This is a genomic window from Peribacillus sp. NPDC006672, from assembly GCF_050274955.1.
Lineage (GTDB): Bacteria > Bacillota > Bacilli > Bacillales > DSM-1321 > Peribacillus.
The window spans coordinates 91,372-118,268 of the sequence record NZ_JBNNOR010000014.1; the positions used below are offsets into that span (position 1 = coordinate 91,372).

Consider the following 26,897-nt stretch of genomic DNA (forward strand, 5'->3'; position numbering starts at 1 on the left):
GAAACATTGGTCTTGATAAGTTCTTTTGCAATTGTCGCCTTTATTTTTAGAGGTAAGCACCTAGTTCTACTTTTTAAAGAAGTATCAAAGAACAACTCAACGTTCTTGATACTGTTATGCTGCTTTCTTTTGTTTTTGGTCTAAGCGATAACTTAGGAAAGTGAGAAGACTTGCACAGATAGCAACCAGCCCACCGACCAATGGCACACTCATCAAATTTCCCTGATGGTAAACAATTCCTCCTAATGCGGAACCAAAGGCGATACCGACATTGCTTGCTACTGGCATCAGTGAAGCCGCTAGTCCTGTAGCTTTTGGTTGATAAATACCGGCAAGATCTATCAAATAAAGCTGAGTAGATGTTGTTAAAAGGATGGCCATTAATGACATCAAGCCAATGTTAACCAATCCAAAGATAAAATTATTTGTCGTCCAATATAAACTGATCAGAACAATTGCTTGCACGAGGAAAACAAACCGGAGACGTCCGATAGCATTGTAGTTGGCAATTTTACCAGCGAGTATGTTGCTGAAAATGGAAATAAATCCATAGCAAAACAGAATCAAACTGATTGAACTACTTGGTGCTTCCATTACTTTCAGGATTGGAACAAGATACGTATAAACGGCATACGTCGCCCCAAATCCAAGAGATGGAATGAAAAAAGCCATTAAGATTCGTGGGTGTGTTAACAAAGAAAATTGATCACGCATCGAACTGCGAAATGGACTGTCCATAGTAGGCAAAATGAAGAAAGATGCCAAAAACGCAATTCCACCGAGAAAAGTCGTTAACAGGAAGGTTGCATTCCAGTCGTACATTTCAGCGATGACAGTGCCTATTGGTACTCCAATCACGTTTGCAAGAGTAAAACCACCGAAAACGAATGATATAGCAAGTCCACGTTTTGCGATAGGCATGGTTTCACTTGCAACAATCATGGCAAGAGAAATTAAAACTCCTGTAACAATCGCAGTCATCATCCGAAGTGCAAGGAGCATGATGTAGCTTGTCGAAATCACGCACAAAGCATTCAGGATGATGAACGAACCTATCAAAAACAACATCCATTTACGCTTTGGAAAATGGCTTGTTGCCGACATCACGAGTGGTGTGGCAATGGCAAACGTAATCGCAAACGCAGAAACGAGTGTTCCTGCTTTTGCATTTGTAATATGGAGACTCGAGGAAATATCGGTTAAGATCCCGATGATAACAAATTCGCTTGTCCCGAGAACAAATGTTAATAAAGTAAGTGTTAAGATGAGTAACCAATGTCGCTTGGATAATTCTGTGGCGTGCATAAATACCTCTTTTCTTAGATGAATGTAAATGTGTCACAGGTCAGATAAACAATCTAATTATCATACCATAAAACATTTTTATGAGGAAAACCCTTGCTTAGTTATCGTCGATTATTTCTATAAAAATTAAATAACGTTATAAGATAAATTACGGAGAACCGTACCATAAGTAAATGAGGTTTTTAGATATTTTGGGGATTTTTAGTTTATAAGTAAGTGTGTGTACGTTATAATACAGGAGATTGTTGGGATTTTTAGGAAGACTGGTGAAGGTTTTCTGAAAGAACAGAAAGCCTTTAAGTGGTGTATCTGAACGGTCATTGTGTGGAGAATTAATGAAGTATTTTACAATAGAAATAAGTAAAAACGAGTTTTCTGCTTATCATGTTGACGATATTCAGTCTCCTTCGGAGCACCTTTTTCTGTCTGAGGGAGTTTAACAAGGATATCAATGCTTAGACGTGATGAATATCACCTTCGAGTACCTTGAAAATATTAATACTCAGGTAAAATATCGCGTCATTAAATTTTAACTTGGAGAGAATCCAATGAAAAAAAAGTTATTTAGTTTTCGTTATACCGCTATTAGTAATTTTGTTAGGTATTTATTGGTATAACTCCACTGGATCTATTTTCTGGGAAATCGGATAACGATATGTGTAAGTTTCAAATAAAGTAGTACTGTTTATAAAAAAGATGTACCGTTTGTAAAAAAGTTAAACTGTTTTGAAAAAAGATGCACTGTTTTACCCGAATGGATGTAATTATTAAGGGGTTCTTATGGTAAAATAAGGTTCCATCAGTACAAGATGAAACATTAAACAATGAAAGAGGATAAACATGATTATTAAAGCAATAATAAAATTTATACTTAAGATTGTTGGTTTCTTATTAGTAATTTTAGGACAGGGTTTAATATTACTCACAACAATTTCAGGCTGTTTAATGAATGTTATTACTGGATTTTTATTTCTTATGGCAATCATACTTAGTTTTTCAGATTTGACTTTGGGTCAAAAAATTACTTTCTGGGTTATAGCTATAATTTTCGGCGCCATTTCAACTAACATTTATACAATACCAGAACGACTAGTAAATACAGGAAAATATTTAATTAATTATGATTTTAATTAAACGGTATAAAGGCTAAAATTTACTGGTTAACAAAAATATGACAAGTACTCTGCTACGCAATCGGGCGCGATTGCGGAAAATGAAACTGTGTAAAATGAACAAACTTTTTTATAAAAAAATGTATACTAATTCACAAGAGAAGAATCCATTTTAATCAATCTTTTCTCAAAATGGATTCTTTTTATTTGCCCTAAAATTAGGTTCTGCGGGATACTTTTGAGCAAACTTTATTTCAAAGCTACATCAAAAAAATAGCCAATACTCAATACGAGTAAGGGCTATTGAGTATGCAGCTGTTTGTTTAACTTTGATATTAATCTTTTTAGATTAATTGTATGTTTTTATTTTTCAATTGTCGATTTTCAATTGCTAATCTAACAACATGTTCCCAAGAATTCGCATAAATTTCTTGGTTTCATTAGCCGGTCTTTACTTTATTACGCAACAATTTCTTTATTAATTGTATTTCCTGATGCTGAAAGATCATTTATGATATCCTGGGCCACCTTATCTACTTCAAATATCATTAATTCTAAATCATCAACAGTTGCCCTCTCGAATATAGCTCTTGATTTGTCAGGGACTAACAAACCAGTTCTATATGATTCATTGTCATAAACATTTTTCAAAAATGAAAGGGAGTTTGTAATAATCCTCAACGGTGATTGGCCAATTAAGTATGAAGAATTATCCTGGTGATACATAAGCGCAGCAATATCATAACTACTGAGATTTATTTTTGCATCACTGTCAGCCTTTAATGTCTTTAATAATCTCACAACCTTTTTATAATTTGTTGCTGTTTGAAGATCTTTATCATTCAGAAGCTTATTATGGTAAAAAGGTGTGTTTGCTAATCGTGTTTTATTATGATAATCCAGGACCATGATCCCTCGATGGTATTCTTCTTTCGTTTGGTTATACAAATTTGTGTTATACCAGTTTGATGGTACTACATCGACTTTTCTTCTCAAGGAGCCTCCTTGTAACCCAATTGATTTCGCGCCTGAGTTATCAACTTCTGCTGCCGGAAAAGCACTTGATAGAATAGAATAACATTCCTCTCTCAGTTCACACAAATCCTTCACCGGATCTCCTGCATACGGATATGTAGGTTTTTGAGGGGTTTCCAGTGAATAGAAACCTGAATGCAGCGTTAATACATCAATATCGCTGTGGGCCTTGATATGTGTATTATTGGTGACTGATCCCTGATATCGAAACTCAACATTAAAACCACTGTCTTTAAGTTTTGAAAGTTGATTCTTTACTCTTTCCCCTTCTGTAATCGTATTATTGGTATACTTTAAATCAACCGGATTCATTGCACCGATTACGTACTTTATAGTGGAAGACTCTTTTAGTTCTTCATAGGATTCCTTTATTACTTCATACTCACCAAATTCCGACTTAATTAACTCGCCATCTTCTTGTCTTCTTTTTTTAAGGTTATCCAGCCTTTTAAAGTAGTCAAAATTCGCCATTTTTTTTCTTTCCTCCTTTTCAACTTCATATCCCCATAAGATTGTCTATCTTTCATGTTATTAAAATAGCAGCCTTCAGCTGTTTTTCCATCCTCGCTAAAGGTTAAAATGCAATACCCATCATGTTTTCTTAGATCCTTTTCTGAGTTAGCACTTGGATTATTTTCATAATGATAGGATAACTTATATCCCATCCCTGTATAGTACTTAATTCCACCCGTGGTACTTAATGAATTAGAATTAGAATTCTTAGTTTTTAAAGTAATCAAGATTTTGTCCCATGTTTGCCTTATAGTTATAGTTCCATCCCACTTAAATTGCTCATTCAATCTAATGTTATTTGATAGCCCGGAACATTCCCATACACCATCTAAATTCGGAAAGTTAAAGATTTTCCGGAACAGAGGGACTTTCCAGACTAAGAGATTAAACAATAGATAGAGTGCGTAAAATATAGTCAAACCACTTACAGAGATAGTAGCAACAATAGGGGCATTAAGGGCTTCTTGAACCCAAGGTTGGATACGATTTGAAACTAGATTAGATAAACCTATAGATGCTATTGCAATCCCAAATAAAATCTTGTGTTTAGGATGGTCAATCACATTATACTCATGCATAAAAATCCCCATTCTTTATTGTTGTTTTAACTTTATGATTACTAATTTAATAGTACTTTATTCACAACTAGAAAACTAGTTAAAATTGTTCCTTTTTCCATTTTATAGAATTAACTAGTGCGTGAAAAAATTGAGGTTGTTGTAGCTTTGTAATAAAGTTTGATTAAAATCATCTCACCTCTATAGGTTTCTTAGAGGTGAGATGATTTTTTATTGGATATTTATGCTAATATCACTATAAAGATTGTGAAGAAATGTACTTAAACTAACGGGGCAGGATAGTTTAACAAGAACAACTGATAAAATAACAATAAGTTAATTCAAGAAGTTTAAGAGTGGAAATGAAAAATAATAATGGGGGAAGAGATAATTTGGGGAAACGTACAAAAACAATCTCAATTTTAGTCATATCAATGATTTTTATATATGCAATATTTGCAAGTATAGAAACCGTAAATCTAAGTTCTAAAACTGTCGATGAAGCATTTGAAAAATTCATAAATAGCGAATTTAAGACTGAAGTTGCTCAAAGTGAAATTGGCGATAAAGAATTTTACCGAATTGGTAATTATACATTTGTGCCATTTGAAGTTGGTAATAATGTTTCATTCGTACAGTTTGAAAAAGGGATATTTGGTTGGAAAGATACATATTATTCTCAAGATGAAGATAGAGATTATTCATATTCTAGTGTTGTTGATGAGTTAAATGAAGATATTCTTTTACACGGTGTCATACCAAAAGATATAGTTACTGAAACGAAGACCATAAAAGTTAATGGAATAGATGCAGATATTGTTATACTCAATGAAAAAACTAGAATTTGGATATTGATGAACAATAATAATCAAAAAAACTTCTCTAACATAAATATAGACTTCTTAGATAATGTTGGAAATATAATCGGTAAAATGTAAATACAAATAGCATTTCTAAAGGTAGTTGCTATTATTGTGAATAAGTACACTTAAATTAACAGGTGCGGTGAAGAACAGAGTTGTCTTTGAAGGCACCTCTTTCTTTATGGAACTATCGGGCAGTTTAGTTGTAGAGGAGAGTATGTCGCATTTGACACATATGGTGTAATAAAAGCTAAAATAACCAACTGAATTGGAAATGGAGTATATGACCATAATAGTAGTAAAAAAACTATTAGGGATGATGTCATGATGTATATCTATAATGATTATGGGGGTACACATACCACGTCTTTGGCTGCCGCATATCATTTAAAACAATTACCTCAATCGGAAAGAAAATTAACTTCGGAAGAAATATTAAATGTAAAATATTTTAATAAATTAACGAAAGAAGATTTTGGAAAGCTGATTTTTCGCGGGACCGATGAAGAGGGCGACTCAGTTTATACAATTGGACATAAAAGAGACAAACTTGTTGTTCCAGCATTAAAAGAATTGACTTTACTACTAGAAGAGAAATTTCATTTTAACGAAAAAATAGTATTCTCCAATACATCACCAACTGTACCTATTGCTATGTCTATCGGGGGATATTTATCAAGAGCATTAAAAATTGATTTTATAGGTGTACCTTTATTGGTTATAGGTGCCAAACAATGCTGTGATAATATTTTTCGGCTGGTTGAAAATACGAAACAAATTGGGAAAGCAGCGCATGGGGAAAAAGTGATTATCTTAGAAAATGAAATATATAAGTAGTACTATTAAATGTTTTATCTCTGTTAGTAAAAGATTGCTTAGCCCATAGGAATAGCAGGTTGTTAACTTAATTAGGAATTCCAGAATTGAATTAGAATAATAGGGTATACATTTTAATAAACTTAAATGTCGATAAATATTAAGTCAACAATTGATGTTGGCTTCTTTTGTTACGCTTCTGGATGGATATGTGCAATAAAGGTGGTACTTGTTCAACTAACGGGGCAGGTTAGTTGCATAAGAAGAAGGATAAAATAAGATTTCTAGAAGCCGTCAATAAAAAAAGAACACAAATGTGTCCTTTTTTACGGCTCTTTGTGTTCATATTTCACCAACTTGATTGGAGGGTAATCTTTCGGTAAGTCTTTCATCAATTGGCGACTAGGTTCAACTGCAAAATAAAGAGTATCTCTACCTAACACTTTTTTATCTGTTGTAGGTGACAATGACACTTTTAGCATATATGAGAATTTATCGCTAAAATCATTACCAAAATAGATAGAAACCATTCCATAATCGGGGTCTTCACTTGACGGACCATAGCCAGTAGGTTTTAATCCCTTGCTCTTATAATAACTTTGAAAAGCTTCCATTATTTCCTTGTTGTATAAATCCGTAATAAAATAGCTGAAGTATCTGTTATTGAAGCTCTTTGCTTCGGGAAAATTAGGTATTTCGTTTTCCTTATTATTGTTTGATGCAGAAACGTTTGTACTTATTGTGAAACTAGATACTAAAAGTATTATCATAATAAATCGTTTTATTTTCATATAGGACCTACCATTTTAAAGTTAATATGCCCTATGTAATTTATTTTAATTATTAGGTTTTTTCTTATTAAGCTAACGTGGCAGGTTAGCAAGATTGTGAAGGTTTGTACTTAAACTAACGGGTGCGTTAGTTGATTAAGGTTCACAAAATGATCAATCTTTTTTATAAAAACTAACTCCACCTAAAAACCAAACCCACTTATTTTGATCAATCTTTTTTCAAAATGAGTGGGTTTTTACTATATATAAAATCAACGTTTGCAGCATACTTTTCATCAATCTTTATTCCAAGTAAACAATATGTGGAAAGTACGTTATAAAGAAAATAGAGATCCAAGTGAACCAACTGGCTGGGATGCCTCAATTAAACAACTTAATGATGACAAAGTTGTTGTCAAAGAAATCGCGCTATTAGAGAATGATAAAACTCTAATAACTCTTACAAGTTTTAACGAAGGAAGAGCAGAAGATGGAACAGAGACTAAATTACATCCTTTTTCTTATGAGTCATTTTATTTAGGTGATGCACCAAAAAAAGAAAGTATTTATAAAGCTTCCGTTACTTGGGAAAAGGACGAAAAAGTACACAGAGATATATTTGTTATAGAATAATAGCTTAAGAAAAAGAGCAAGAAAGAATTTGAGCTTGCTCTTCTTCTTTTAATATAATTGGTAGAGTTTCATCTTCTTTATAAAACGTGTTCCTTAATCGCTTCCCTTATTATGTTTCTGAAGATTAATCATTATCAATGGGAATAGAAGAAGAAGGGTTTTGTTGTAGATGTTGTCAACCATAAGTATGATTATAAAGCTATCTCAAGGATCATCCAAGAGAATATAAGGCTTATAAAGGGGAGCGAAATTGATAACAAATTGCTCCCTTCTTTCGCTAACCGGGTGCATTATAACAGGGGTTGCAGCGGCAGTCTTTTTCTAATTGAACTAACCAGCTAATTCGATGAATAGAGAATTAAGTTCATTTGAAAAAACCTATCTAAACAATGGCTACAAGGCAATTGACGATGCGTTAGGGAATGCGAATTAAAGGGGCGATTTTTATTTTATTTATTGGTCAAGCCATAACATGAGAATTACTTCAGATTTCCAGATGGTTACTTAATGTTGCAAAGGTAGCGGACTTTGGAAGTAATGCCCCCTCATGCTCCATTCTGAAAAGTCAAATTTATTACAACCTAGGAAGGACTTTTCTCGCGCCTAGGAAAAGCCAGGTACTAAGAACGAAAGGCATTGTCAGGGCTGGAAGTCCATAGGGTAAAAGCCAGGTAGCTACACTTGCCGTTAAGGGTACTGTCACACAAGCTGCGATGATCCCTGTTATAGGCGCAAATCGATTATGGTCCTCTTTAAAAACTATAGATACGGCAATGCTGGTTAAAATCGCATTGTAGCCATAAAGACCCAAGATAATTAACGAGTGTTCCCCTCCAAGTGCGAATGATATGAGTAATGCAAAAGCATTACCTAAAATGGAAAAAAGGCCATATTTCCATCCGGCCCAAAATACGCCAATAAATAACAGAATGCCAGCTAAGGTACTATCTAGAAAAAAAATTTGCCCTATCCCATTAAAACTCCCTTCCAGCCAATTAACCTTTCCAGAGATGTTTAAGGTCCAGTGTGATAAGTCTTGAGGAACTAGTCCCGGACTTAACTGGAAAGCCTTTAACTTGTAAGATACAAGCAACATAAACCAGGTCAGAATGATAAAAGGGAATGTAAGGATGGGAATCTCTGTGTTTCTCATGAAATGCATCATTGCTGCGGAAAAGATTGCGGCTAAAGCAGCTCCAACTAAAGCGATAAACCACTGAGAGGGTCCAGTTAAAAACAATGTTAGTGCAATGCCTGTTAGCACGGAGTTATATCCGTATAAACCTGAATTCACACTGTTTTCATTAGCACCTCCCAGTTTTCCGATTAGCGTTCCTATGATAGAGGAAGATAGAGTAATAATCCCTAAAGGATAAGAGTAAATCGTGATCGCCATTAGAATAATGAAACCAGTCACAGCATTCTCAATCAATATGACTTGAGAGATTCCTTTCAGTGATGACTTCATTAAAGAAAGAAACATTCCATCGGTCAATGAAGTACGTTTGTCTTTTTGCATAATACTACCCCTCAATTAAGATATTTAGAAAAATAGGTTCAGATACAATCATTTCATTTTCTACAGTTTTAAAAAATATCCTCTGACACATAACTTGTTAATCATGCATTAAGAGTTTTAGTTCAGCAGAAGGGCAATGTAAAAACCTAAACGAAAAATGTAAGATAATCATTTTTCCGACTTTTTTTATAGGGGATTTTTGCAAGTCCTATGTTTCCGGAAAGAGTTCTCCCGCCTTTGAATATAATCCTTTAGCTCTCCTCCTTACAAAGTCCATTCACTTAACTATTAAATACATAAAATCATATATAATTTGATATATATATATATTATGATATATTAATATTTCAAGGGAATCAATCCTTCATTTTATTGTAAAATCTGATTTTTTTTGTAAAGAAAATGGAAAATAAGGTTAATTGCAATATCATTTTTTTCTAAAATAGTGATATTCGTTTAATGATATTTTTTATCATGAAATGATACATGAACATTTGATTGCAGATAATTCAGGTAACATTATTGATGAATATTTGATTCTCCATTAGTAAAAAAGCAGGCCATATAAAAAGGGGTTTTTCCGTTTATCTCAGATAACAGGGTGTAATGTCTACCTTATATCTTTGGGGAGTCAGGCGAGCATTTGGTGGGGGATAAACAGTTCATACGTCCCAATTGGTTCAACTAATCATCAATGGGTTTGGGAGAAAGGTCTCGAAAATTGATGGAATTTTCGCTATACTTGGTCATTTTAAAAATGAGGAGGCTTTACGATGCAATTATTACCGCGTGAGATAGATAAGCTCATGATTGTAGTGGCAGCTGATCTTGCTAAGCGACGAAAAGAAAGAGGATTAAAATTAAACCATCCAGAAGCCGTAGCACTTATCACCTATGAAGTGTTAGAAGGGGCAAGGGATGGAAGAACAGTTGCACAATTGATGGAATATGGTGCAATGATTTTGTCGCGCGAAGATGTTATGGAAGGTATTCCAGAGATGATCCACGATATTCAAGTAGAAGCTACTTTTCCTGATGGAACGAAACTAGTAACGGTTCATAATCCAATCAGATAAGAATCGACAAGGAGGCATGCTTAAATGATACCAGGGCAACTATTTTTAAAAGAAGAAGAAATTATTTGTAATGCCGGGAAAATAGTCACAAAGCTGTCTGTAATTAATACAGGAGATCGGCCTGTTCAAATTGGCTCTCATTTCCACTTTTATGAAATCAATGAAGCTCTTCAATTCAATCGCGAAGAAGCGTTTGGGAAACGGTTAAACGTTCCTGCGGGTGCTGCCGTTCGTTTTGAGCCTGGAGATGAAAAAGAAATAGAATTGATTGATTTTGGTGGAGAACGTCGTGTGTATGGGTTAAATAATAAAACAGATGGATCCGTGGAAAGAGGGGGAAATCAATGAGTTTCAAAATGTCAAGAAAGCAATATTCTGGGATGTATGGTCCAACGACAGGAGATTCCATTCGTTTAGCGGATACAGATTTAGTGATTCAAATTGAGAAAGATTATACTACATATGGTGAAGAAGTCGTTTTTGGCGGTGGAAAAGTAATCCGTGACGGGATGGGGCAACATCCTCTTGCAACTCGCGAAGATGGAGTTCCGGATGTAGTCATTACAAATGCTGTTATTCTAGACTATACCGGAATTTATAAAGCGGATATTGCAATCCGTGACGGGAAAATTGCTGGAATCGGAAAAGCCGGAAATCCTTTAGTAATGGATAATGTGGATATTGTAATTGGTGCTTCTACAGAAATTATTGCTGGGGAAGGGATGATCGTCACAGCTGGTGGAATCGACTCCCATGTACATTTTATTAATCCAGCACAGGTTGAGACTGCATTAGCTTCTGGTCTTACAACTTTAATCGGAGGAGGCACAGGTCCTGCTGCAGGATCAAAAGCCACAACTGTTACTCCAGGTGAATGGAATATTCATAGAATGCTGCAAGCAGCGGAAGGATTTCCAATTAACGTAGGCTTCACTGGAAAAGGACAAGCTGCGAACGAAGAGGCGTTAGCTGAGCAAGTACGTGCAGGAGCAATTGGATTAAAAGTGCATGAAGACTGGGGAGCTACAGCCTCTGCTATCGACCACGCTCTCCGAGTAGCGGACCAATATGACGTACAAGTTGCCCTTCATGCAGACACGTTGAATGAAGGCGGATTTTTGGAAAACACGCTAGCGGCGATTAAAGACAGAGTTATTCATATGTACCATACGGAAGGGGCAGGGGGCGGACATGCTCCTGATTTAATTAAATCAGCGAGCTTTATGAATGTTCTTCCATCATCTACAAACCCGACTTTGCCATATACAATTAATACGATCGACGAGCATTTGGATATGTTAATGGTGTGTCACCATTTAAACCCATCTATCCCTGAAGACCTTGCCTTTGCTGATTCACGGATTAGACGCGAAACGATTGCGGCTGAAGATATTCTTCAAGATATGGGTGTATTCAGTATGGTTAGCTCAGATGCACAAGCAATGGGACGAATTGGCGAGGTTATTTTACGTACATGGCAAACAGCAGATAAAATGAAAAAACAGCGAGGAGCGTTGGAAGGTGACAGCGAGCTTTCTGATAATAATCGCGCGAAGCGTTATGTAGCTAAATATACGATTAACCCCGCTATCACTCATGGTATTTCTGGATATGTCGGTTCGATTGAAGTTGGAAAAATGGCGGACCTTGTCATTTGGTCACCGGCATTTTTCGGCGTGAAGCCTGAAATGATTCTTAAAAATGGCTTTGTTGTAGAAAGCTTAATGGGTGATGCCAATGCGTCCATTCCGACACCACAGCCAGTTATTTATCGTCCAATGTATGGATCTTATGGAAAAGCCATGTCTAAGAGCTCAATTACCTTTGTTTCTCAAGTCGCTTTTGATGATAAAGTGCATGAGAAATTAGGCTTGGAAAAAACGGTTCTTCCAGTTCATGGTATTCGAAACTTAACGAAAAAAGATATGAAGCTTAATTCCGAAACGCCTGAGATTACGGTTGATCCACAAACGTATGAGGTAAAAGTAAACGGGAAACTCATTACTTGTGAACCTGTGGATATAGTACCGATGGGACAACGCTATTTCTTATTTTGAGTCTTATTTTGAGGTGAAAATATTGATCATTGAAAAAATTGTTACAAATATCGAAGCAATGGACAGAGAAGAAATTGTGAAACGCCATATGGAAAAGGTGTACCTGGAAAGTGCTAATTTAGTGAAACGGATTCAAAGAGTGACCACCGACCACGGCCACGAAATTGGCATTCGCTTAAAAGAACTGCGTGACCTTAAGGCGGGCGATGTTTTATATATGGATGATAAAAATATGATTGTCATAGATGTCCTTTCCGATGATCTATTGGTCATTAGTCCGCGAAGTTTAAATGAAATGGGAACGATTGCCCACCAATTGGGGAATCGTCACCTTCCAGCTCAATTTGAAGAGAACGATATGCTCGTTCAGTATGATTATCTTGTTGAAGAATTGCTGCAAGAGCTTCAAATTCCTTTTACACGTGAAGATCGGAAAGTAAAACAGGCTTTTCGTCATATTGGACATAGCCATGAATCCTAATATTCTTTCTTTATTCCAACTATGTGATTCGAATTTTCCAACTGGTGCTTTTAGTCATTCATATGGTCTAGAGACGTATATTCAAGAAGATCAAGTGTATGATCAAGCATCGTTTTCCAAGTGGCTTCATGTATATTTAAATGAACAGCTCGTCTATTCAGATGGGCTGGCAACGCGTCTTGTCTATGATGCCTTGGAAAATGAGGATGTACAAACGGTGTGGAAGATCGATCGAATGCTGACAGTTCAAAATTTGCCGCGTGAAACGAGAGAAGGTACCAAAAGAATGGGAGAACGCATGGTAAACCTTCTGGGATCTTTATATGAGTTTCCTGTTCACTCGCAATATCAAAAACGGATTAAGGAGAAGCACTCCTTTGGACATCCAGCTATTGCTTTTACGATGATAGGGCACCATCTTGGTGTTCCGAAATCAACTACCATACTCTATTATTTGTATTCTACTGTTTCAAGTCTTGTTCAAAATGCCGTTCGGGCGATTCCGTTAGGACAAACCGCGGGACAGAAGACAATTCATGAGTTTCAAAGTGCTTTAATAGAGGCAACAGAAAAAATTCAAACTTTGGATAAAGAGGATTTTGGAATCATTTCACCAGGTTTAGAGTTATCTCAAATGAAACATGAGCGAGTGAATATTCGTATTTTCATGTCTTAATATAGAAGGAAGTGTTTTTATATGGAACCGATTAAAATTGGAGTAGGCGGACCTGTTGGAGCCGGAAAAACGATGTTGGTTGAAAGGCTAACCCGTCATTTAGAAGGTGAAATCAGCATGGCCGTTGTGACGAATGATATTTATACAAAAGAAGATGCCAAATTTTTAATGCAAAATGGAGTCCTACCGGCAGACCGTATTATTGGGGTTGAAACAGGCGGATGTCCACACACAGCTATTCGTGAAGACGCCTCCATGAATTTTGCGGCTATCGATGAATTAAAAGAGAAGCATCCGGACGTAGAGCTCATTTTTGTGGAAAGTGGAGGCGATAATCTAGCGGCGACTTTCAGCCCAGAGCTTGTGGATTTTTCCATCTATATTATTGATGTAGCTCAAGGCGAAAAAATTCCGCGTAAAGGCGGCCAAGGGATGATTAAATCAGATTTATTCATCATTAATAAAACGGATTTAGCTCCTTTCGTTGGCGCAAGCCTCGAAGTGATGGAGTCTGATACGAAGGTTTTTCGCGGAAATAAACCGTTTGTTTTCACCAATTTAAAAGATAACACGGGGCTTGACCAGGTCATTAACTGGCTTATGAAGAATGCATTATTAAAAGGATTGGAATAATGGAAGACTGGACTGGAGTTTTGTGTCTAGATGTCGAAGATCGGAATGGAAAGACTGTAGCGAAAAATGTATATTTTCAGGGCGCATTGAAAGTGATGCGTCCGGTTTATCATGATGACTCTGGACAAGCTTGTTATTATATTTTGAACCCCGGTGGAGGCTATCTAGACGGAGATCGCTATAAAATACAAATTACGCTCGAGAAGCAAGCGAGACTAACCTTAACGACACAATCCGCAACAAAGGTTTATAAGACACCTAACACTCATGCCTACCAGGAAACAGAGATTTTTCTAAAGTCTGGATGTTATCTCGAATATATTCCGGATCCGCTAATTATGTATCAGGACGCGCGCTATAAACAAAAAAATGTCATTCGCATGGAGAAAGGGGCGACTTTCCTTTATTCAGACATTTTAACCCCGGGGTGGTCTCCGGATGGAGATCGTTTCAGTTATAATCGGCTTCAATTCATCAATGAAATTTATATGGACGATGAGCTTGTGGCCTATGATCATATCCAATTGAATCCTGCTGCCCAAAATATAGAGAAGATTGGCTTCATGGAAGGGTTTTCGCATTTAGGTTCCATGCTTGTGGTTGGCGAACAAACAAGCCCTGACCTCCTTGATCGGTTATATCAGGCTATTAATGAGAATACAGATCGATATAAAATTGGACTCTCTTTATTATCTGTACCAGGATTTACTGTTCGTGTATTAGCTAACTCGACACAAGTAATAGAGGAAATCTTTACTGAGTGTCACCGAATTATTAGTCAAGAGTGGTTTATAACCAAACCGTGTTTTCTAAGAAAGTATTAATACTTAGAACCCGGCAATCAAAAGGTTGCCGGGCTTTTATCCGGGTTAATCAGGCTGTGAAAAAACGCCACTTATGGAAGTTTCACTTTATACGTGACAAAAAGTTTGAAGGAGAAATATTTATGGATGTTACATTGTTTTCAGTTTTAACGATAGGTTTTGTTTTGGGAATCAGGCATGCAATTGAGCCTGATCATGTGATTGCAGTATCAACAATTGCAAGTCAAAGCAAAAAGTTATGGCACGCTTCTCTAGCAGGAGTATTTTGGGGAATAGGTCATACGATAACATTATTTATAGTTGGTATTATTCTTATTCTTATGAAGGGTGAAATACCAGGGAAATGGTCTATGTCCTTAGAATTTTTAGTAGGAATCATGCTTGTTTATCTAGGTGTTACAACGATCCTTTCTTTCAAAAGTATCCATGTTCATACGCATGCACATGATGGAAATGAACATAAACATGTCCATACCCATGAACATGGTGGTAAACATGAGCATAAACACAAACATAAACATGTTTCATATTTGAAATCAATGTTTATTGGTCTAGTCCATGGTCTTGCAGGAAGCGGCGCTATGGTTATATTGACGATGAGTACAGTTAAGAGTGTTTGGGAAGCGGCTATTTATATCCTTTTATTTGGAGTAGGAACGGTCATTGGTATGCTTTTTTTCACTACGATTATTGGTATCCCGTTTGTGTTTAGTATGAAACGTGCTAAAATTAGTCGAACACTTGTATTCACAATGGGTACAATTAGTATGGTTTTTGGAATATATTATATGTATAATTTAGGGGTTAATGAAGGATTATTTAACCTTTGGTTTTAAGTCAGTAAGGAACGCTATATATAAATGAAGGGGGATTAGATGAATACTCTTGGATATGCGATACTTAGTTCGCTTGGTAGAAATCCATGTTCTGGCTATCAATTAGCTGGATATTTAGAGGTATTATGGCCTGCGAAGCATAGTCAAATATATCCTCTGTTAACTAAAATGGAGAAGAATGGGCTTTTGGAATTTGAGCATATTGAACAAACGGGTAAACCTGATAAGAAAATATATTCAATCACAGAAAAGGGAAGAGAAACTCTGGAAAAATGGGTCACTGAATCGCCCTCTGATCCCATCATTCGTGATGAATTTCTTATTAAGATGTATTCGATTTGGTTATCCAATGAAGAAAATGCGAAAAAACTAATTCAGGACCGAATTTCTAAATTAGAACAAACCGTGGCCTTGCGAGATGAAAATATAGCCAGAATTGAACAAACACATGGGAAGAATAGGTTAGAAAAGACATCTAAACATTTTGGTAGTTATATTCTTTTTAATAGAAGGAGTATGTTAGATAAAGAAGAAATTTCATGGTGTAAGTGGGTTCTGAATTTGATTGAGAAAGCAAGATTAAACAATTTATTGTTAGGAATCATGGTAGGAAAACTTAATATAATCATTCAAGACAAGATCTTGATTTATTGACTATAATCAAAAATTTTTGTTTCGGTGCCTGTGCATCCCAATCACCCAAAAAGGCTTAATTATTGAATCTGATACCAAAAAAGGAGGGCTGTTTAATAAGCACAGCCCTCCTTTTGATGTTGTTGTTGAATTACCCTACAATCAAAACGAATGGTTCCGTATATTAAGAGGAGAGGTATTCGTTGAAGATATTAAGAATTTATTTGAAGGTGCACCTCAAAATTTGGGGTCTTTAATTGATTTTAGAACAGATAAAGGGACAGTACCTATTTTTTTCAGGTAATGTCCCTTTTCCTTGAAGGATTTAGTTTTTTAAACCAGCTGCAAAGAAGGGGCCATTAACTGTAATGGTAGTAGATAGGATAGGAGCCATTTCTTGGGGAGATTCTTCTCTTCCGCTATCTAGACATTGTTGAATTACCCCTATATGTGCAGACGCAGTGTAAGAAGTTAAATATTGTGCAGGAACAAGCAAAATTTCCTTTATTAATAAGTGTGTTTGAAACTTTATAAAAATAAATTTCTGTGAAAAAAATTCGGAGAGTGGATTAAAAATGACACGTTTAAACTATCTGGAGCCGGGTATTCGAAAACTGGTTGCCCAATTTATTGAGAGTGGACGTCCATCGGCAAGGAAGCAAAGTATCCAGGAGCGAAGGCAAGGATATTTGAGTACGATCGACTTAGGCGGAGAAGTAGTTTCGGTAGGGGATATTTTTGAACAAACTATTGAAAGCATACGGCTTCGTATATACAGACCATCGGAACAAATTAATCTCCCGATTTTGATTTTTTATCATGGAGGCTGTTTTGTCAGCGGTGATTTTGAAACTCACGATCGTCAATTGCGTCAGTTGTCCAATTTGGGCAGGATTCTTGTCGTCGCAGTTGATTATCGGCTGGCACCGGAGCATGTGTATCCGGCCGCTCACGACGATGCAGCCAAGGCTGCCCACATCGTCCGTGAACATGCCTCATCCTGGGGAGGAAATCCGGATAACATCACAATCGCTGGCGACAGTGCAGGCGGGCACCTCGCTCTAGTTACCTGCCTACGATTAAAAGAACAAGGGCATTGGATGCCAAAACGGCAGGTTCTCATTTATCCAATGCTTGATGCCAAAGGTACAAGCAACAGTTATAAAAAATTTGGCGATGATTATGTGATTACAAGGGATGCTTTACTAAGTGGTTTTGAGGCGTATTTATCAAATCTGCCTTCTGATCATCCAGAAGCAAGCCTGTTATACCGTGATGATTTCGAATGCCTTCCAGAAACCCATATTATTACTGCTGAATTTGATCCTCTTGTCGACGAGGGAGAGGCATTATATCGCCGTTTATTGGAATCGGGTGTTGAGGTACAATGCAGAAGGTATCTTGGAGTAAATCACGGCTTCTTTCAGCTTGCCGGCATTAGTAAAGCAGGACGAAGGGCGATTCAAGATGTCGCATCCATCGTATCTAATTGAGATAGTCACAAAAGAATTTATTTCTTTATGGATATGTACTCAAAGTGTTAATTCAGTGGAATTAAGATTTTATCAATAATAAGGTGCAATATTTCTTTAGGGGGCTGGAAACAGCTCCTTTTCTTATGGACTAGCGGGGAGGGTTAGCATTCGAGAGATATAGCTATCAAACTTAGGGAGTTTAATAAGGCATGACTATTGAGTTTATCTAAAGAATAAAAGTAAACAGAAATATGAGGTGAAATTTTGATGGCTAAGCGATATTTAATCTTATTAGGATTTTTTTTATTTGCCATTACCCCTTTGCAAACAGTTAAAGCAGAATCGGTTTCAAAAGTAGAACAAGAAATATATGTCACTACAGAGGACATTATTTCAGATATTGTTTTTTTAACCATAGATAAGAAAGTTCAAAAAGAATATAGTGATAATATGATAGGATGGAAATGGAAGCGAATAGCCGGTATAAAATACAATGACAATCATTCTTTTGATGTTACTGTAAGAATTCAAGTCCCTTCTCAACATAATGATTATGTAGATGATCTAGTTAAGGAAAGAATTTCTCCATCTTGTAACAGTGAAAACCTTAATAAGCTAGAAATAAAACCCGATACTTACTATTGAGATTGTTACTCAAAAAAGAGGAATAAATTTCACGAATTAATTCTATCTTTCCATTTCTTTGTATTTTGATCAAACTTTAGGCAAATGGAGTTTTTGTGTTGGTTCCTAAATAAGCAATTGTAACTTTATAATTATCAAACTTTATTATCAATACACAGTAGTAGGTAGGATCTGATTAAAAAGTGAAAGGAGATTCTAACATGGGGTTAGTCATGGCAATTGCGCCTGTTGTAATAGTGGGAGGAATTGTAGTATATGTAATTGAAAGGCTTAAACATAAATATAACCAAGGCAACCTAGCTAAGAAAAAATCAAAAGGTGCTCAAAATTTATTAGATAGTTTAATACCGATTGGGATGCTTTTTGGGTGTGCTATCGGTGTGATTTTTGGCATGTTTTTCCCAATCCCTCTAGTAATTACAGTTAGTTTAGGAGCTGGAATAGGCTATTTATTTGGATTTTTTGCTTATGAAATTTATAGCAAGTAAGGAAACAATTATTCATAAATGGCTATCTTCCAGAAACGGGTGAGTTAGTGAAAATAGAAAACAAATCGGGCCACAACATTTTAGACATATCTAAAATGTTGTGGCCCTTTTACTTTTTCTTTCACAATCGCGCCCGATTGCTGAAAATTTGTTTACCTTATTTCTGAATGGAAGTTAAGAGAAATACTATTTTGTTGAACCGATTTCATAAAGATAGAAAACATAATCTGTTGTTACACTTGAGTAACCCTGTTGACGTATCATTGCCGTAAGATTCCCACGAAGTGTAGTTTTATAAAAAAGATTGATTAAAATCATCTCACCACTATAGATTTCTTAGAGGTGAGATGATTTTTTTATTGGATATTTATGTTAGTGTCACTATTAAGATTGTCAAGAAATGTACTTAAACTAACGGGGCAGGATGGTTCATTAAGAAACGCAATAAGATTTTGGATTTATTGGTGATAATGAACGAGCAGAATTAGTTTCTAACCAAGGTAATATTTTATGGTAAAATAAGGTTTGTTTGAGCTGGAAGGAAGGGTCGATGGAGTGTATTTAATTAATGGTAGTTTGATTATTGGAATTGGAGTTATATGTTATTTAGCTGGAAGAGGTATTTTAATAGGGTTTAAATTTAAAAAACAAAAACAAGTATATTGGTTAAGAGAAGTTATTAATTTTCTTTTTGTTTTATACATACTTATGGTTGTTTCCGTTACACTGTTTCCATTAGCTTTATGGATTGATTTTAATATGCAAAATATTAAGTTTGGCTTAAATCTTACTCCATTTGTTGGAATTATAAACGATATTAAACAAATAGGTATTGCATATGATGGTGATACGGTGTTTATGATTAGACTAATTATTAGAAATGTGGGTGGAAATATATTATTATTGATGCCTTTGGGTGTATTATCACCGATAATATGGAATAAAGTTAAGGATTTTAAAAGTATTGTACTATTCGGATTTTTTATATCAATTAGTATAGAATCTATACAATTTATTGAACTAATAGCAGGTGGATGGGGAAGAACAGTTGATATTGATGACGTAATTTGTAATGTATTAGGTGCTATTCTTGGATACTTCATTTATAAATTTACGTTTAAAATAGCCGATAAATTTCAGATCGAAATATTACAAAATTTAAACTCTGGGAATTCAAGATTGTTTGATTCTTATGGAACTAAAGGGGCAGATTAGTTGAAGAAGGTTTTAATCAGTAAAGTAAGCAGTGTAAAGTAACAAAGCACATATATATGGAGTGGGAAAATTTGAAACCAAATTACACTGACTTAGGATACTCAGACAAAATGGGACCTAAATTAAGAATGTTAGTAGAAAAACAACTATGCGATGACCTGAAAATCTATGGAATAATGGCAAATAAGTTTAAATTTGACTGGTCTGAAAGTTGTATAGAAGAAGATGATGCTATTTTTTTAGATGGGGTAGTGGAAAACTTCTCAGGAATTAATATATTCAATGAAAAAGATAAACATATTGCAGAGGGCTGGATGGAGTTTATTTACGAACCAACTTATAACTTTTTCATTTCTTATTGGGGATTCCTTACATACTTTGATTCGAGAAAAGAAATAGAAATTAAAGATAAAGTAGGAATCCCTTTGCATATTTTTAACCAAATTCCTGAAAATGTACGATATAGGTATAAGACTGAGTTATTAAAATGATGACTTCTTCTTCAACTAAAGGGTGGTTTACTTCAATAAGGGAGTTGCTTTGAAGTAAACCAAAAAGTTAGACACTTTATTTAATTAGCCAGCCTTGAGGGCATGAACCCGGTATTCTACTGGGCTCATGCCTTTTAATTTTACCTTGATTCGTTGATGATTGTAGTAATGGATATATTCTTCTAGTTCTTGTTTGAAATGCTCCATGCATGTGATTTTTCGTCCATCGTATATTTAGTCAAAAAAACTGCACCTCCAATTGTTAGATGTTGTCTAACAATTGGGGTGCAGTTTATGCAATAGTTTTCAATTCTGAAAAGGATAAAATTTTAACTGTCAAAAATTCCAAAGGACATTATTTTTTACCTGGTGGTGGAATTAAAAGTAATGAAGGTTGTCAAGAATGCCTGGAAAGTGAAATGCAAGAAGAAACGGGTTATAAAGTGTCGATAGGTTCTTTTATAGGCAATGCAAAGAGATATTTTCAATCCACTAATAATGATCCACTAATAAATGACGGATATTTTTACTGGGCAGAATTGTTAGATAAAATACAAGAATCAATTGAAGCTGACCACTTTATAAAATGGATAGATATTGAAAGTGTTCTAGAACTCCTTGTCCACGAACATCTTTGTTGCGATAAAAAAGGTTTAAAAGGGTAAGGTTAAAAGCACTGCTTGTTCAACTAAAGGTGCGTTAGCTGAAGATCAGAGCTGTCTTTAAGGCAGCTTTTCTTTATGCAACTATCGGGGCAGGTTAGTGATTTAATATATGTTCAGGCTGTACCTTCAAAGAAAATGGTACAGTTTATTTTGTTTAAGAGAAGGATTTTTAATAAGTAATTCAAAATAAATGTAAAGCTTACTTTACGTAAAGCGAGCTTTACAGTATACTATATGAAATAGAGGTGATGAATTTGAGAAATAAGTTGACTGAACATAGAAAAAAGTTCGGTTTCTCCCAAGATAAGTTAGCCGAAAAGTTAGGGGTCTCCAGACAAACCATTATTTCTATTGAAAAGGGTAGATATAATCCATCTCTTCCTTTAGCGATGATTATCGCTGAAATATTTCAAACAAGTGTGGAAAAAATTTTTATCTTAGATGAAGAAGATTATAGATGAATTTTAAAATTTAGGAGGTTTTAGAATGGCATCTCAAAAGAACTATTTAATAGTGGGTTTATTATTTTCATTTATTTTTATAGTTAGACTTATTCTTTCTTTAATGACTGATGCTGTATCGGTGGTAGAACTTCTAAATTGGGGAGCCTTAGCATATATGGGATTTGCAATTAGTTACCTTTATCCACAATTTAAAGATAAAGATGAACGAACAGAAGCGATTAGACAAAAAGGAATGTATCATTCCTTATATATCGTGTTGGTTGTATTGATAGCTTTAATGGTGCTAATCCAATTTAACACTTTAACTTTAACCACAATAGAAATTGTTAGTGTAATGATTTCTGTAATAATTATTACCATTTGGACAAGTTGGATTTTCTTGTCAAAGAGAATGTAAATTTAATTATTCAAATGCTTTTTTATGACAATTTTTAAAGGAAAAAAGAGGTTGTCGTAAAGGCAGCCCCTATCGCTTAATGAACTAACGGGTGCGTTAGCTGAAGATCGAGCTGTCTTTAAGATAGCTTTTTCTTATGGTACTAACGGGGCAGGATAGTTCCCCAAGCACAGTGTATTCGAACTGTGCGGTAAACATTAATACTCCTAAAGAGTAGTAAAAAAATGAATTAATGTGTTATTCTTCTAATTAGTAATATTATCCAAATGAGGAGTGTGTAAAAGAGAATGAACGACCAACAATGCCCTAAATGTAACTCAAACAATATTAAGAAAGGAGCTCTTGGAACCGGGTTAAAATTTGTTCAAATGTTTTCTTATGATAATTTAAGGAATAAACCTTCCAAGATTATTTCTTACTATTGTTCAGATTGTGGCTACATACTTAGTTCTTATTTAAAAAAACCATCTAATTTAGATTAATAAACTGACGGGTACTAGAGAGTGGAGGCACGTTCATATGGGTGAATTATTATCGTTAGCATTAGATTTTTTATTCGTTGCATCAATGTCATTGCATAATAGTACCAAACATACGGACAAACACCTTGAAATTCTAAAAGAATACGATTGGTTTACGGCTTTGTATTACAACCCTAAATACACTAGGCTTTTTAATCACGACAAACAAATTAGAGGTTACTTAGGACAACGCTATTCAATTAATAGAATGATCAAGAAAAAGAAACCGAGTGAAATGCTCATTATTCTTCTTGATAAACAAGCAAAAAAACAAATCGTGTGATTGTTTATTCGTTGCTCTGTCCCTTAGCAAAGAAATCTGACCAGGAATGGAATAAAAAAAATTATATAAAAAAAAAAAGCATGATTATTACAGAGGTAATGTTACCCATTACACCAGAGAATTTAGAGCAATGTATCGAACTCTACTTGAACATTTTTAATAGTGAACCATGGAATGAAAGTTGGACATACGAAACTGCTAAAGAGAGACTTACTGACTTATTACATACTCCTAAATTTCTTGGTTTTTTATTTCATATTGATAACAATCTAGTTGGTTTTATTGCTGGAAATAGTAAGAGATCCTACCAAGGTTTAACTTTTTATTTAGCAGAACTTAGTGTGAATAGTGAAATACAAGGTAAAGGTTATGGTTCGAAAATACTTCATTCTTTAGAAGACGAACTACAAAAGAGAGAGAGTAAAAGTCTTTATTTATTAACTGCGAATGGTGGGCCTGCAGAAGCATTTTATCGAAAAAACGATTATGTAGTTAATGAACATAGGATAGTTATGAAGAAAAATTTATAATTACACGAACCTTAATGAACTAACGGGGCAGGATAGCTCAAGAAGGCTTGTCAGAATTAAACATCCAACTTACTAAATCAAATAGCTTAGTGAAATGCTAATTACTTAAGATATTTTTCCATGCAGTAGCTAATAAACTTACACCTTTTTGAATTTCGTCCAGGGATGGTGCACCATATCCTAGCATAACTTGATGATTTGGCTTGTGAAGCTGATACATTGTTGAAACGGCATCGACTTCAACTCCCCTTGACTTCGCTAGCTCTATCGCTATAGATTCATTTAATCTTTCTGGTAATTGAACAATGATATGTAAGCCTGCTGCATCGCCCATGACCTCAAATTCTTCTCCTAAATGTTTCGTTATGCTTTCAATTAAACATCTTCTTTTTGCTCGATATAAAGTTCTCATTTTTGCTATATGTGCTGTATAATGTCCTTCTTCCATAAATTTTGCGACGACTTGTTGATCGATTCTTGAAACGGTAGATTTTTGATAAGTATTGAACTCTTCAAAGTCCGATTGAAGAGATGTTGGCATAATAAGATAACTCATACGAAGCGATGGTAACAATGTTTTTGAAAATGTTCCAAAGTAAAGCACCCGTTTAAATGAATCTAGATGGGATAATGTTGCAATTGGTGCTCCTTTGTAACGAAATTCAGAATCATAGTCATCCTCTATAATGTAAGCATCTTGTTTAAGTGCCCATTGTAATAACTGTATCCTTCTAGCTATGGACATAATTGCACCAGTTGGATATTGATGAGCTGGTGTCGTATATAATAGCTTTATTGTCTCATTAGGCACACAACAACCTTCCTCATCTACAGAAACCGCATGACATTGTAGTTGTAATTGCTCAAAAACAGATTTTGCTCGAATAAACCCTGGTTCTTCTGTTCCAATAGCTCTCCGATTAAAAAATAGACATACATTCATTAACTGTTGCTGAAATCCACTAAAAATAAATACTTGCTCCGGCTGACAATCTAACCCTCTAGCTTGTTGTAAATACCGTGCAATTTGTACACGTAACAAATATTCTCCTTGCCACGGTGCATTGCATCCGTTGAATGCATTAAGCTCTTTTCGATATAGTCGGTTCCATTGTTTGTAGGGGAATACAGCTGCATCAACCTGGCCATTTTTAAAATTAATAAAATGATCAGATTGCGCCGTTTTCTTCAGAGAAGTTGTAGCATTCTCAGTATAGTGCCATTCATCTGCAATTTCCGAAACAAAATAACCTTGTCGTTCAACAGAATAACAGTATCCTTCACTCTGCAGTTGTTCGTAAGCAATTTGAACAGTCATGATACTTATGTTTAATTGTTCAGCCAAACGTCGTTTAGTAGGAAGTTTAGCATGAGCGAATAGCCTTTTTTCTAAAATCGCTTGTCGAATTTGTTCATAAATTTGCCTATATTTAGTTTTATCGTCCGTTAGTAGAATTTGAAGTTCCATCTCATCATCCCTTGGTATTATATAAAAACTCATTTTTGGTTATTTTTATCATATCAGAAAAAGGGTTTAATATATGCAAGGAGTGATAAAAATGCAAAAGTTAGAAAATAATGTTGTACATTTAATCCCAATGGGACTCGAACATGTTGAAGGAATATATGAAGCAACGCAAGATAAACGTATATGGGAGCATATGTCTGTTGATTTAACGGAGAAAAGTCGCGTACTTCAATATGTTCAAGATGCCTTACAAAAACGTGAGCATGGTACAGATATTGCGTATGTGATTATAAATAAAAAAACAGAGAAAATAATTGGTGCTACTTGGTTTCTCGATATTTCAAAACAACACAAACGACTTGAAATCGGATCAACTTGGATTAACCCTATTTATTGGCGAACAAATATTAATACGAATTGTAAATATTTATTGTTGAAATATTGTTTTGAAGAACTAGACTTTAATCGTATACAAATAAAAACAGGACATGAAAATTTCCGTTCACAAAAAGCGATAGAACGGATTGGTGGAGTAAAAGAAGGCATTCTTCGAAGTCATATGATTCGAAAAGAAGGGATACTTCGTCATACTGTCCTGTATAGTATCATAAATGAAGAATGGGCCAAAGTGAAAAAACATTTTGAAGTACATTTACTTAATTAAGGTAAACAGTTTAGTTGGAGAATGGTTTATTGTTTTATTTAACAACTGGGGCTTTTCTGCAATATCAAGAAACAGATTTTGCAGAACTATTTTCCGTTATAGGGAGCGATTCGCTTTTCTTTTAGAACTAACGGGGCAGGTTAGTTGAGGAAGGATTTCTACAATTTTTAAAGAATATCTTATAATTAAATAAGGTATTAAGAGTGGTGAAATAAATGGGGAAGCAAATTAATTTTTATATGGACGACGAAATAGAAAAATGTATAATTTCCAGACTTCGTACCGCAGGTTGTGTTTTCGCAGAAGATGAGACCCGGTTGCTTATCTCAGAAGCAAGAACGCCAGACTCCCTCGCCGTTATGGTGGATCGACGTGAAGCAGGTTTTCCCCTCGAACACATAATTGGTTGGGCGGATTTCTGCGGTATTCGTATAGCTGTGGAACCAGGAGTCTTCGTACCCCGTCGCCGCACCGAGTTTCTCGTCCACCAGGCAGCTGCCCTCGCCATGCCAGGAGCAATCGTCGTTGATCTGTGCTGCGGCACGGGGGCGGTGGGCACCGCGCTGACCGCAGGTTTGGGGTGGATAGAGTTATATGCAATAGACATCGACCAAGCTTCTGTGCAGTGTGCCCGCCGTAACGTTACTTCCGTCGGTGGTAACGTGTACGAAGGGGACCTCTATCAGCCACTGCCAACAAAACTGCGTGGCCGCATCGACATCTTGGTCGCAAACGCACCTTATGTACCTACCGAGGCAATCAAGCTGTTACCCCAAGAAGCGCGAAAACATGAGGCACGGGTGGCGCTCGACGGGGGCCCAGACGGGCTGGACGTTCAGCGACGGGTCGCTTCTGAGGCGCCCCTCTGGCTGGCACCCGGCGGTCATTTACTGGTCGAGACTAGCCAGCAACAGACGAAGCAAACTGTTGAAATCTTTGCTCGAAATGGGCTAACTCCTCAGGTGGCAAATTGCGATGAACTGGACGCTACTGTCGTAATTGGAACCAGGCCCGCCCTCTAGAGTGAATAAGGCAGCTAGTCCTTACCGCAAATGAGAGTATAAATGCTTGGGACTGTGCCTCTAGAAAAAAATTTCTTTGTGCAACTAACGGGTGCGTTAGCTGAAGATCAGAGCTGTCTTTAAGGCAGCTTTTTGTTAGTGTGCCAGGCATGGCAACTATCTAGGTGGTGAAAGTCCACTGTGGGGGTACACATCGACCAACCACTAAGGAAGCGCAAGGTACTTATCGT

31 protein-coding genes and 2 pseudogenes are annotated in these 26,897 nt (G+C 35.8%); 25 read left to right on the forward strand and 8 right to left on the reverse strand.

What is annotated here, in order from left to right; all coding sequences use genetic code 11:
• Positions 1 to 114: 114 nt before the first annotated feature.
• A complete protein-coding gene (locus ACQKKK_RS20475; RefSeq protein WP_427618638.1) occupies positions 115 to 1,305 on the reverse strand; it encodes an MFS transporter in 1,191 nt (396 codons plus the stop codon).
• An 840-nt stretch (positions 1,306 to 2,145) separates the two neighbouring features.
• Here ACQKKK_RS20475 and ACQKKK_RS20480 point away from each other — a divergent pair.
• Entirely contained in the window at positions 2,146 to 2,439 is a 294-nt protein-coding gene (locus ACQKKK_RS20480) for a hypothetical protein (RefSeq protein ID WP_427618639.1), read from the forward strand.
• Between the two features lie 437 nt (positions 2,440 to 2,876).
• Here the strand turns inward: ACQKKK_RS20480 and ACQKKK_RS20485 are convergent, their stop codons facing one another.
• Together ACQKKK_RS20485 and ACQKKK_RS20490 are read right to left on the reverse strand one after the other, a co-directional pair.
• The gene (locus ACQKKK_RS20485; RefSeq protein WP_427618640.1) at positions 2,877 to 3,923 is read right to left on the reverse strand and encodes a hypothetical protein; all 1,047 of its coding nucleotides are present in this window, start codon (positions 3,921 to 3,923) and stop codon (positions 2,877 to 2,879) included.
• Positions 3,854 to 4,543 carry a hypothetical protein gene (locus tag ACQKKK_RS20490; protein WP_427618642.1) on the reverse strand — a complete coding sequence of 230 codons (690 nt, stop codon included), beginning with the start codon at positions 4,541 to 4,543 and terminating at the stop codon, positions 3,854 to 3,856. Before ACQKKK_RS20490 ends, ACQKKK_RS20485 begins: the two co-directional genes overlap by 70 nt.
• Before the next feature lie 335 nt (positions 4,544 to 4,878).
• Between ACQKKK_RS20490 and ACQKKK_RS20495 the strand changes: the two genes are divergently transcribed.
• Together ACQKKK_RS20495 and ACQKKK_RS20500 are read left to right on the forward strand one after the other, a co-directional pair.
• Positions 4,879 to 5,460: a hypothetical protein gene (locus ACQKKK_RS20495; protein WP_427618644.1), complete on the forward strand. Its 582-nt coding sequence runs from the start codon at positions 4,879 to 4,881 to the stop codon at positions 5,458 to 5,460.
• A 249-nt stretch (positions 5,461 to 5,709) separates the two neighbouring features.
• A complete protein-coding gene (locus ACQKKK_RS20500) occupies positions 5,710 to 6,222 on the forward strand; it encodes a DUF3189 family protein (RefSeq protein WP_427618645.1) in 513 nt (170 codons plus the stop codon).
• A 305-nt stretch (positions 6,223 to 6,527) separates the two neighbouring features.
• Here the strand turns inward: ACQKKK_RS20500 and ACQKKK_RS20505 are convergent, their stop codons facing one another.
• Entirely contained in the window at positions 6,528 to 6,992 is a 465-nt protein-coding gene (locus ACQKKK_RS20505) for a hypothetical protein (protein WP_427618647.1), read from the reverse strand.
• A 300-nt stretch (positions 6,993 to 7,292) separates the two neighbouring features.
• Between ACQKKK_RS20505 and ACQKKK_RS20510 the strand changes: the two genes are divergently transcribed.
• Entirely contained in the window at positions 7,293 to 7,604 is a 312-nt protein-coding gene (locus ACQKKK_RS20510) for a hypothetical protein (protein WP_427618649.1), read from the forward strand.
• A gap of 574 nt (positions 7,605 to 8,178) precedes the next feature.
• On the opposite strand, the gene ACQKKK_RS20515 is transcribed toward ACQKKK_RS20510, so the two are convergent.
• Positions 8,179 to 9,123, reverse strand: a complete 945-nt coding sequence (locus ACQKKK_RS20515) for an urea transporter (RefSeq protein WP_427618651.1) — start codon at positions 9,121 to 9,123, stop codon at positions 8,179 to 8,181.
• 773 nt (positions 9,124 to 9,896) lie between these two features.
• Here ACQKKK_RS20515 and ACQKKK_RS20520 point away from each other — a divergent pair.
• From ACQKKK_RS20520 to ACQKKK_RS20560, 9 genes are all read left to right on the forward strand, one after another.
• Positions 9,897 to 10,199: an urease subunit gamma gene (locus ACQKKK_RS20520; protein WP_061465959.1), complete on the forward strand. Its 303-nt coding sequence runs from the start codon at positions 9,897 to 9,899 to the stop codon at positions 10,197 to 10,199.
• Positions 10,200 to 10,223: 24 nt separating this feature from the next.
• Positions 10,224 to 10,547: an urease subunit beta gene (locus tag ACQKKK_RS20525; protein WP_427618653.1), complete on the forward strand. Its 324-nt coding sequence runs from the start codon at positions 10,224 to 10,226 to the stop codon at positions 10,545 to 10,547.
• Positions 10,544 to 12,256 carry an urease subunit alpha gene (ureC, locus tag ACQKKK_RS20530; RefSeq protein WP_427618655.1) on the forward strand — a complete coding sequence of 571 codons (1,713 nt, stop codon included), beginning with the start codon at positions 10,544 to 10,546 and terminating at the stop codon, positions 12,254 to 12,256. The genes ACQKKK_RS20525 and ureC overlap by 4 nt, the downstream gene beginning before the upstream one ends.
• 22 nt (positions 12,257 to 12,278) lie before the next feature.
• Positions 12,279 to 12,737: an urease accessory protein UreE gene (gene ureE, locus ACQKKK_RS20535; protein WP_427618657.1), complete on the forward strand. Its 459-nt coding sequence runs from the start codon at positions 12,279 to 12,281 to the stop codon at positions 12,735 to 12,737.
• On the forward strand, positions 12,727 to 13,413 hold the full coding sequence (locus ACQKKK_RS20540; RefSeq protein ID WP_427618659.1) for an urease accessory protein UreF: 687 nt from the start codon (positions 12,727 to 12,729) through the stop codon (positions 13,411 to 13,413). The genes ureE and ACQKKK_RS20540 overlap by 11 nt, the downstream gene beginning before the upstream one ends.
• Before the next feature lie 21 nt (positions 13,414 to 13,434).
• A complete protein-coding gene (gene ureG / locus ACQKKK_RS20545; protein WP_061461647.1) occupies positions 13,435 to 14,046 on the forward strand; it encodes an urease accessory protein UreG in 612 nt (203 codons plus the stop codon).
• The gene (locus tag ACQKKK_RS20550; protein WP_427618662.1) at positions 14,046 to 14,870 is read left to right on the forward strand and encodes an urease accessory protein UreD; all 825 of its coding nucleotides are present in this window, start codon (positions 14,046 to 14,048) and stop codon (positions 14,868 to 14,870) included. Before ureG ends, ACQKKK_RS20550 begins: the two co-directional genes overlap by 1 nt.
• 122 nt (positions 14,871 to 14,992) lie before the next feature.
• Positions 14,993 to 15,706: a sulfite exporter TauE/SafE family protein gene (locus ACQKKK_RS20555; RefSeq protein ID WP_427618664.1), complete on the forward strand. Its 714-nt coding sequence runs from the start codon at positions 14,993 to 14,995 to the stop codon at positions 15,704 to 15,706.
• Between the two features lie 39 nt (positions 15,707 to 15,745).
• The gene (locus ACQKKK_RS20560) at positions 15,746 to 16,360 is read left to right on the forward strand and encodes a PadR family transcriptional regulator (RefSeq protein WP_427618666.1); all 615 of its coding nucleotides are present in this window, start codon (positions 15,746 to 15,748) and stop codon (positions 16,358 to 16,360) included.
• Between the two features lie 304 nt (positions 16,361 to 16,664).
• Here ACQKKK_RS20560 and ACQKKK_RS20565 read toward each other — a convergent pair.
• Positions 16,665 to 16,892 (reverse strand): annotated as a pseudogene (locus ACQKKK_RS20565) (TetR-like C-terminal domain-containing protein); the annotation flags it as partial.
• Between the two features lie 22 nt (positions 16,893 to 16,914).
• Between ACQKKK_RS20565 and ACQKKK_RS20570 the strand changes: the two are divergent.
• From ACQKKK_RS20570 to ACQKKK_RS20590, 5 genes are all read left to right on the forward strand, one after another.
• Entirely contained in the window at positions 16,915 to 17,832 is a 918-nt protein-coding gene (locus ACQKKK_RS20570; RefSeq protein ID WP_427618667.1) for an alpha/beta hydrolase, read from the forward strand.
• 249 nt (positions 17,833 to 18,081) lie between these two features.
• Positions 18,082 to 18,459: a hypothetical protein gene (locus ACQKKK_RS20575; protein WP_427618669.1), complete on the forward strand. Its 378-nt coding sequence runs from the start codon at positions 18,082 to 18,084 to the stop codon at positions 18,457 to 18,459.
• A gap of 200 nt (positions 18,460 to 18,659) precedes the next feature.
• Positions 18,660 to 18,947: a hypothetical protein gene (locus ACQKKK_RS20580; RefSeq protein ID WP_427618671.1), complete on the forward strand. Its 288-nt coding sequence runs from the start codon at positions 18,660 to 18,662 to the stop codon at positions 18,945 to 18,947.
• 555 nt (positions 18,948 to 19,502) lie between these two features.
• Complete coding sequence (locus ACQKKK_RS20585) at positions 19,503 to 20,162, forward strand: VanZ family protein (RefSeq protein ID WP_427618673.1); 660 nt, start codon at positions 19,503 to 19,505, stop codon at positions 20,160 to 20,162.
• 71 nt (positions 20,163 to 20,233) lie between these two features.
• Positions 20,234 to 20,653, forward strand: a complete 420-nt coding sequence (locus ACQKKK_RS20590; RefSeq protein ID WP_427618675.1) for a hypothetical protein — start codon at positions 20,234 to 20,236, stop codon at positions 20,651 to 20,653.
• An 84-nt stretch (positions 20,654 to 20,737) separates the two neighbouring features.
• On the opposite strand, the pseudogene ACQKKK_RS20595 reads toward ACQKKK_RS20590, so the two are convergent.
• Positions 20,738 to 20,857: pseudogene (locus ACQKKK_RS20595) on the reverse strand (IS3 family transposase); the annotation flags it as partial.
• A gap of 65 nt (positions 20,858 to 20,922) precedes the next feature.
• Between ACQKKK_RS20595 and ACQKKK_RS20600 the strand changes: the two are divergent.
• The 5 genes from ACQKKK_RS20600 to ACQKKK_RS20620 all read left to right on the forward strand — a co-directional run bounded on the left by ACQKKK_RS20600 (position 20,923) and on the right by ACQKKK_RS20620 (position 23,513).
• Positions 20,923 to 21,318: an NUDIX domain-containing protein gene (locus tag ACQKKK_RS20600; protein ID WP_427618677.1), complete on the forward strand. Its 396-nt coding sequence runs from the start codon at positions 20,923 to 20,925 to the stop codon at positions 21,316 to 21,318.
• Between the two features lie 254 nt (positions 21,319 to 21,572).
• Positions 21,573 to 21,779, forward strand: coding sequence for a helix-turn-helix transcriptional regulator (locus ACQKKK_RS20605; RefSeq protein WP_367235301.1), 207 nt, complete (start codon positions 21,573 to 21,575; stop codon positions 21,777 to 21,779).
• A gap of 25 nt (positions 21,780 to 21,804) precedes the next feature.
• Positions 21,805 to 22,179, forward strand: coding sequence for a hypothetical protein (locus ACQKKK_RS20610; RefSeq protein ID WP_427618679.1), 375 nt, complete (start codon positions 21,805 to 21,807; stop codon positions 22,177 to 22,179).
• Between the two features lie 519 nt (positions 22,180 to 22,698).
• On the forward strand, positions 22,699 to 22,983 hold the full coding sequence (locus ACQKKK_RS20615) for a hypothetical protein (RefSeq protein ID WP_427618681.1): 285 nt from the start codon (positions 22,699 to 22,701) through the stop codon (positions 22,981 to 22,983).
• 98 nt (positions 22,984 to 23,081) lie between these two features.
• Positions 23,082 to 23,513, forward strand: a complete 432-nt coding sequence (locus ACQKKK_RS20620) for a GNAT family N-acetyltransferase (protein ID WP_427618683.1) — start codon at positions 23,082 to 23,084, stop codon at positions 23,511 to 23,513.
• Positions 23,514 to 23,610: 97 nt separating this feature from the next.
• On the opposite strand, the gene ACQKKK_RS20625 is transcribed toward ACQKKK_RS20620, so the two are convergent.
• On the reverse strand, positions 23,611 to 24,981 hold the full coding sequence (locus tag ACQKKK_RS20625; RefSeq protein WP_427618685.1) for a PLP-dependent aminotransferase family protein: 1,371 nt from the start codon (positions 24,979 to 24,981) through the stop codon (positions 23,611 to 23,613).
• Between the two features lie 91 nt (positions 24,982 to 25,072).
• Here ACQKKK_RS20625 and ACQKKK_RS20630 point away from each other — a divergent pair, with 91 nt between their 5' ends.
• The gene (locus tag ACQKKK_RS20630) at positions 25,073 to 25,645 is read left to right on the forward strand and encodes a GNAT family N-acetyltransferase (RefSeq protein ID WP_427618687.1); all 573 of its coding nucleotides are present in this window, start codon (positions 25,073 to 25,075) and stop codon (positions 25,643 to 25,645) included.
• Positions 25,646 to 25,884: 239 nt separating this feature from the next.
• Positions 25,885 to 26,667, forward strand: coding sequence for a putative protein N(5)-glutamine methyltransferase (locus tag ACQKKK_RS20635; RefSeq protein ID WP_427618699.1), 783 nt, complete (start codon positions 25,885 to 25,887; stop codon positions 26,665 to 26,667).
• The last annotated feature ends 230 nt before the right edge of the window (positions 26,668 to 26,897 follow it).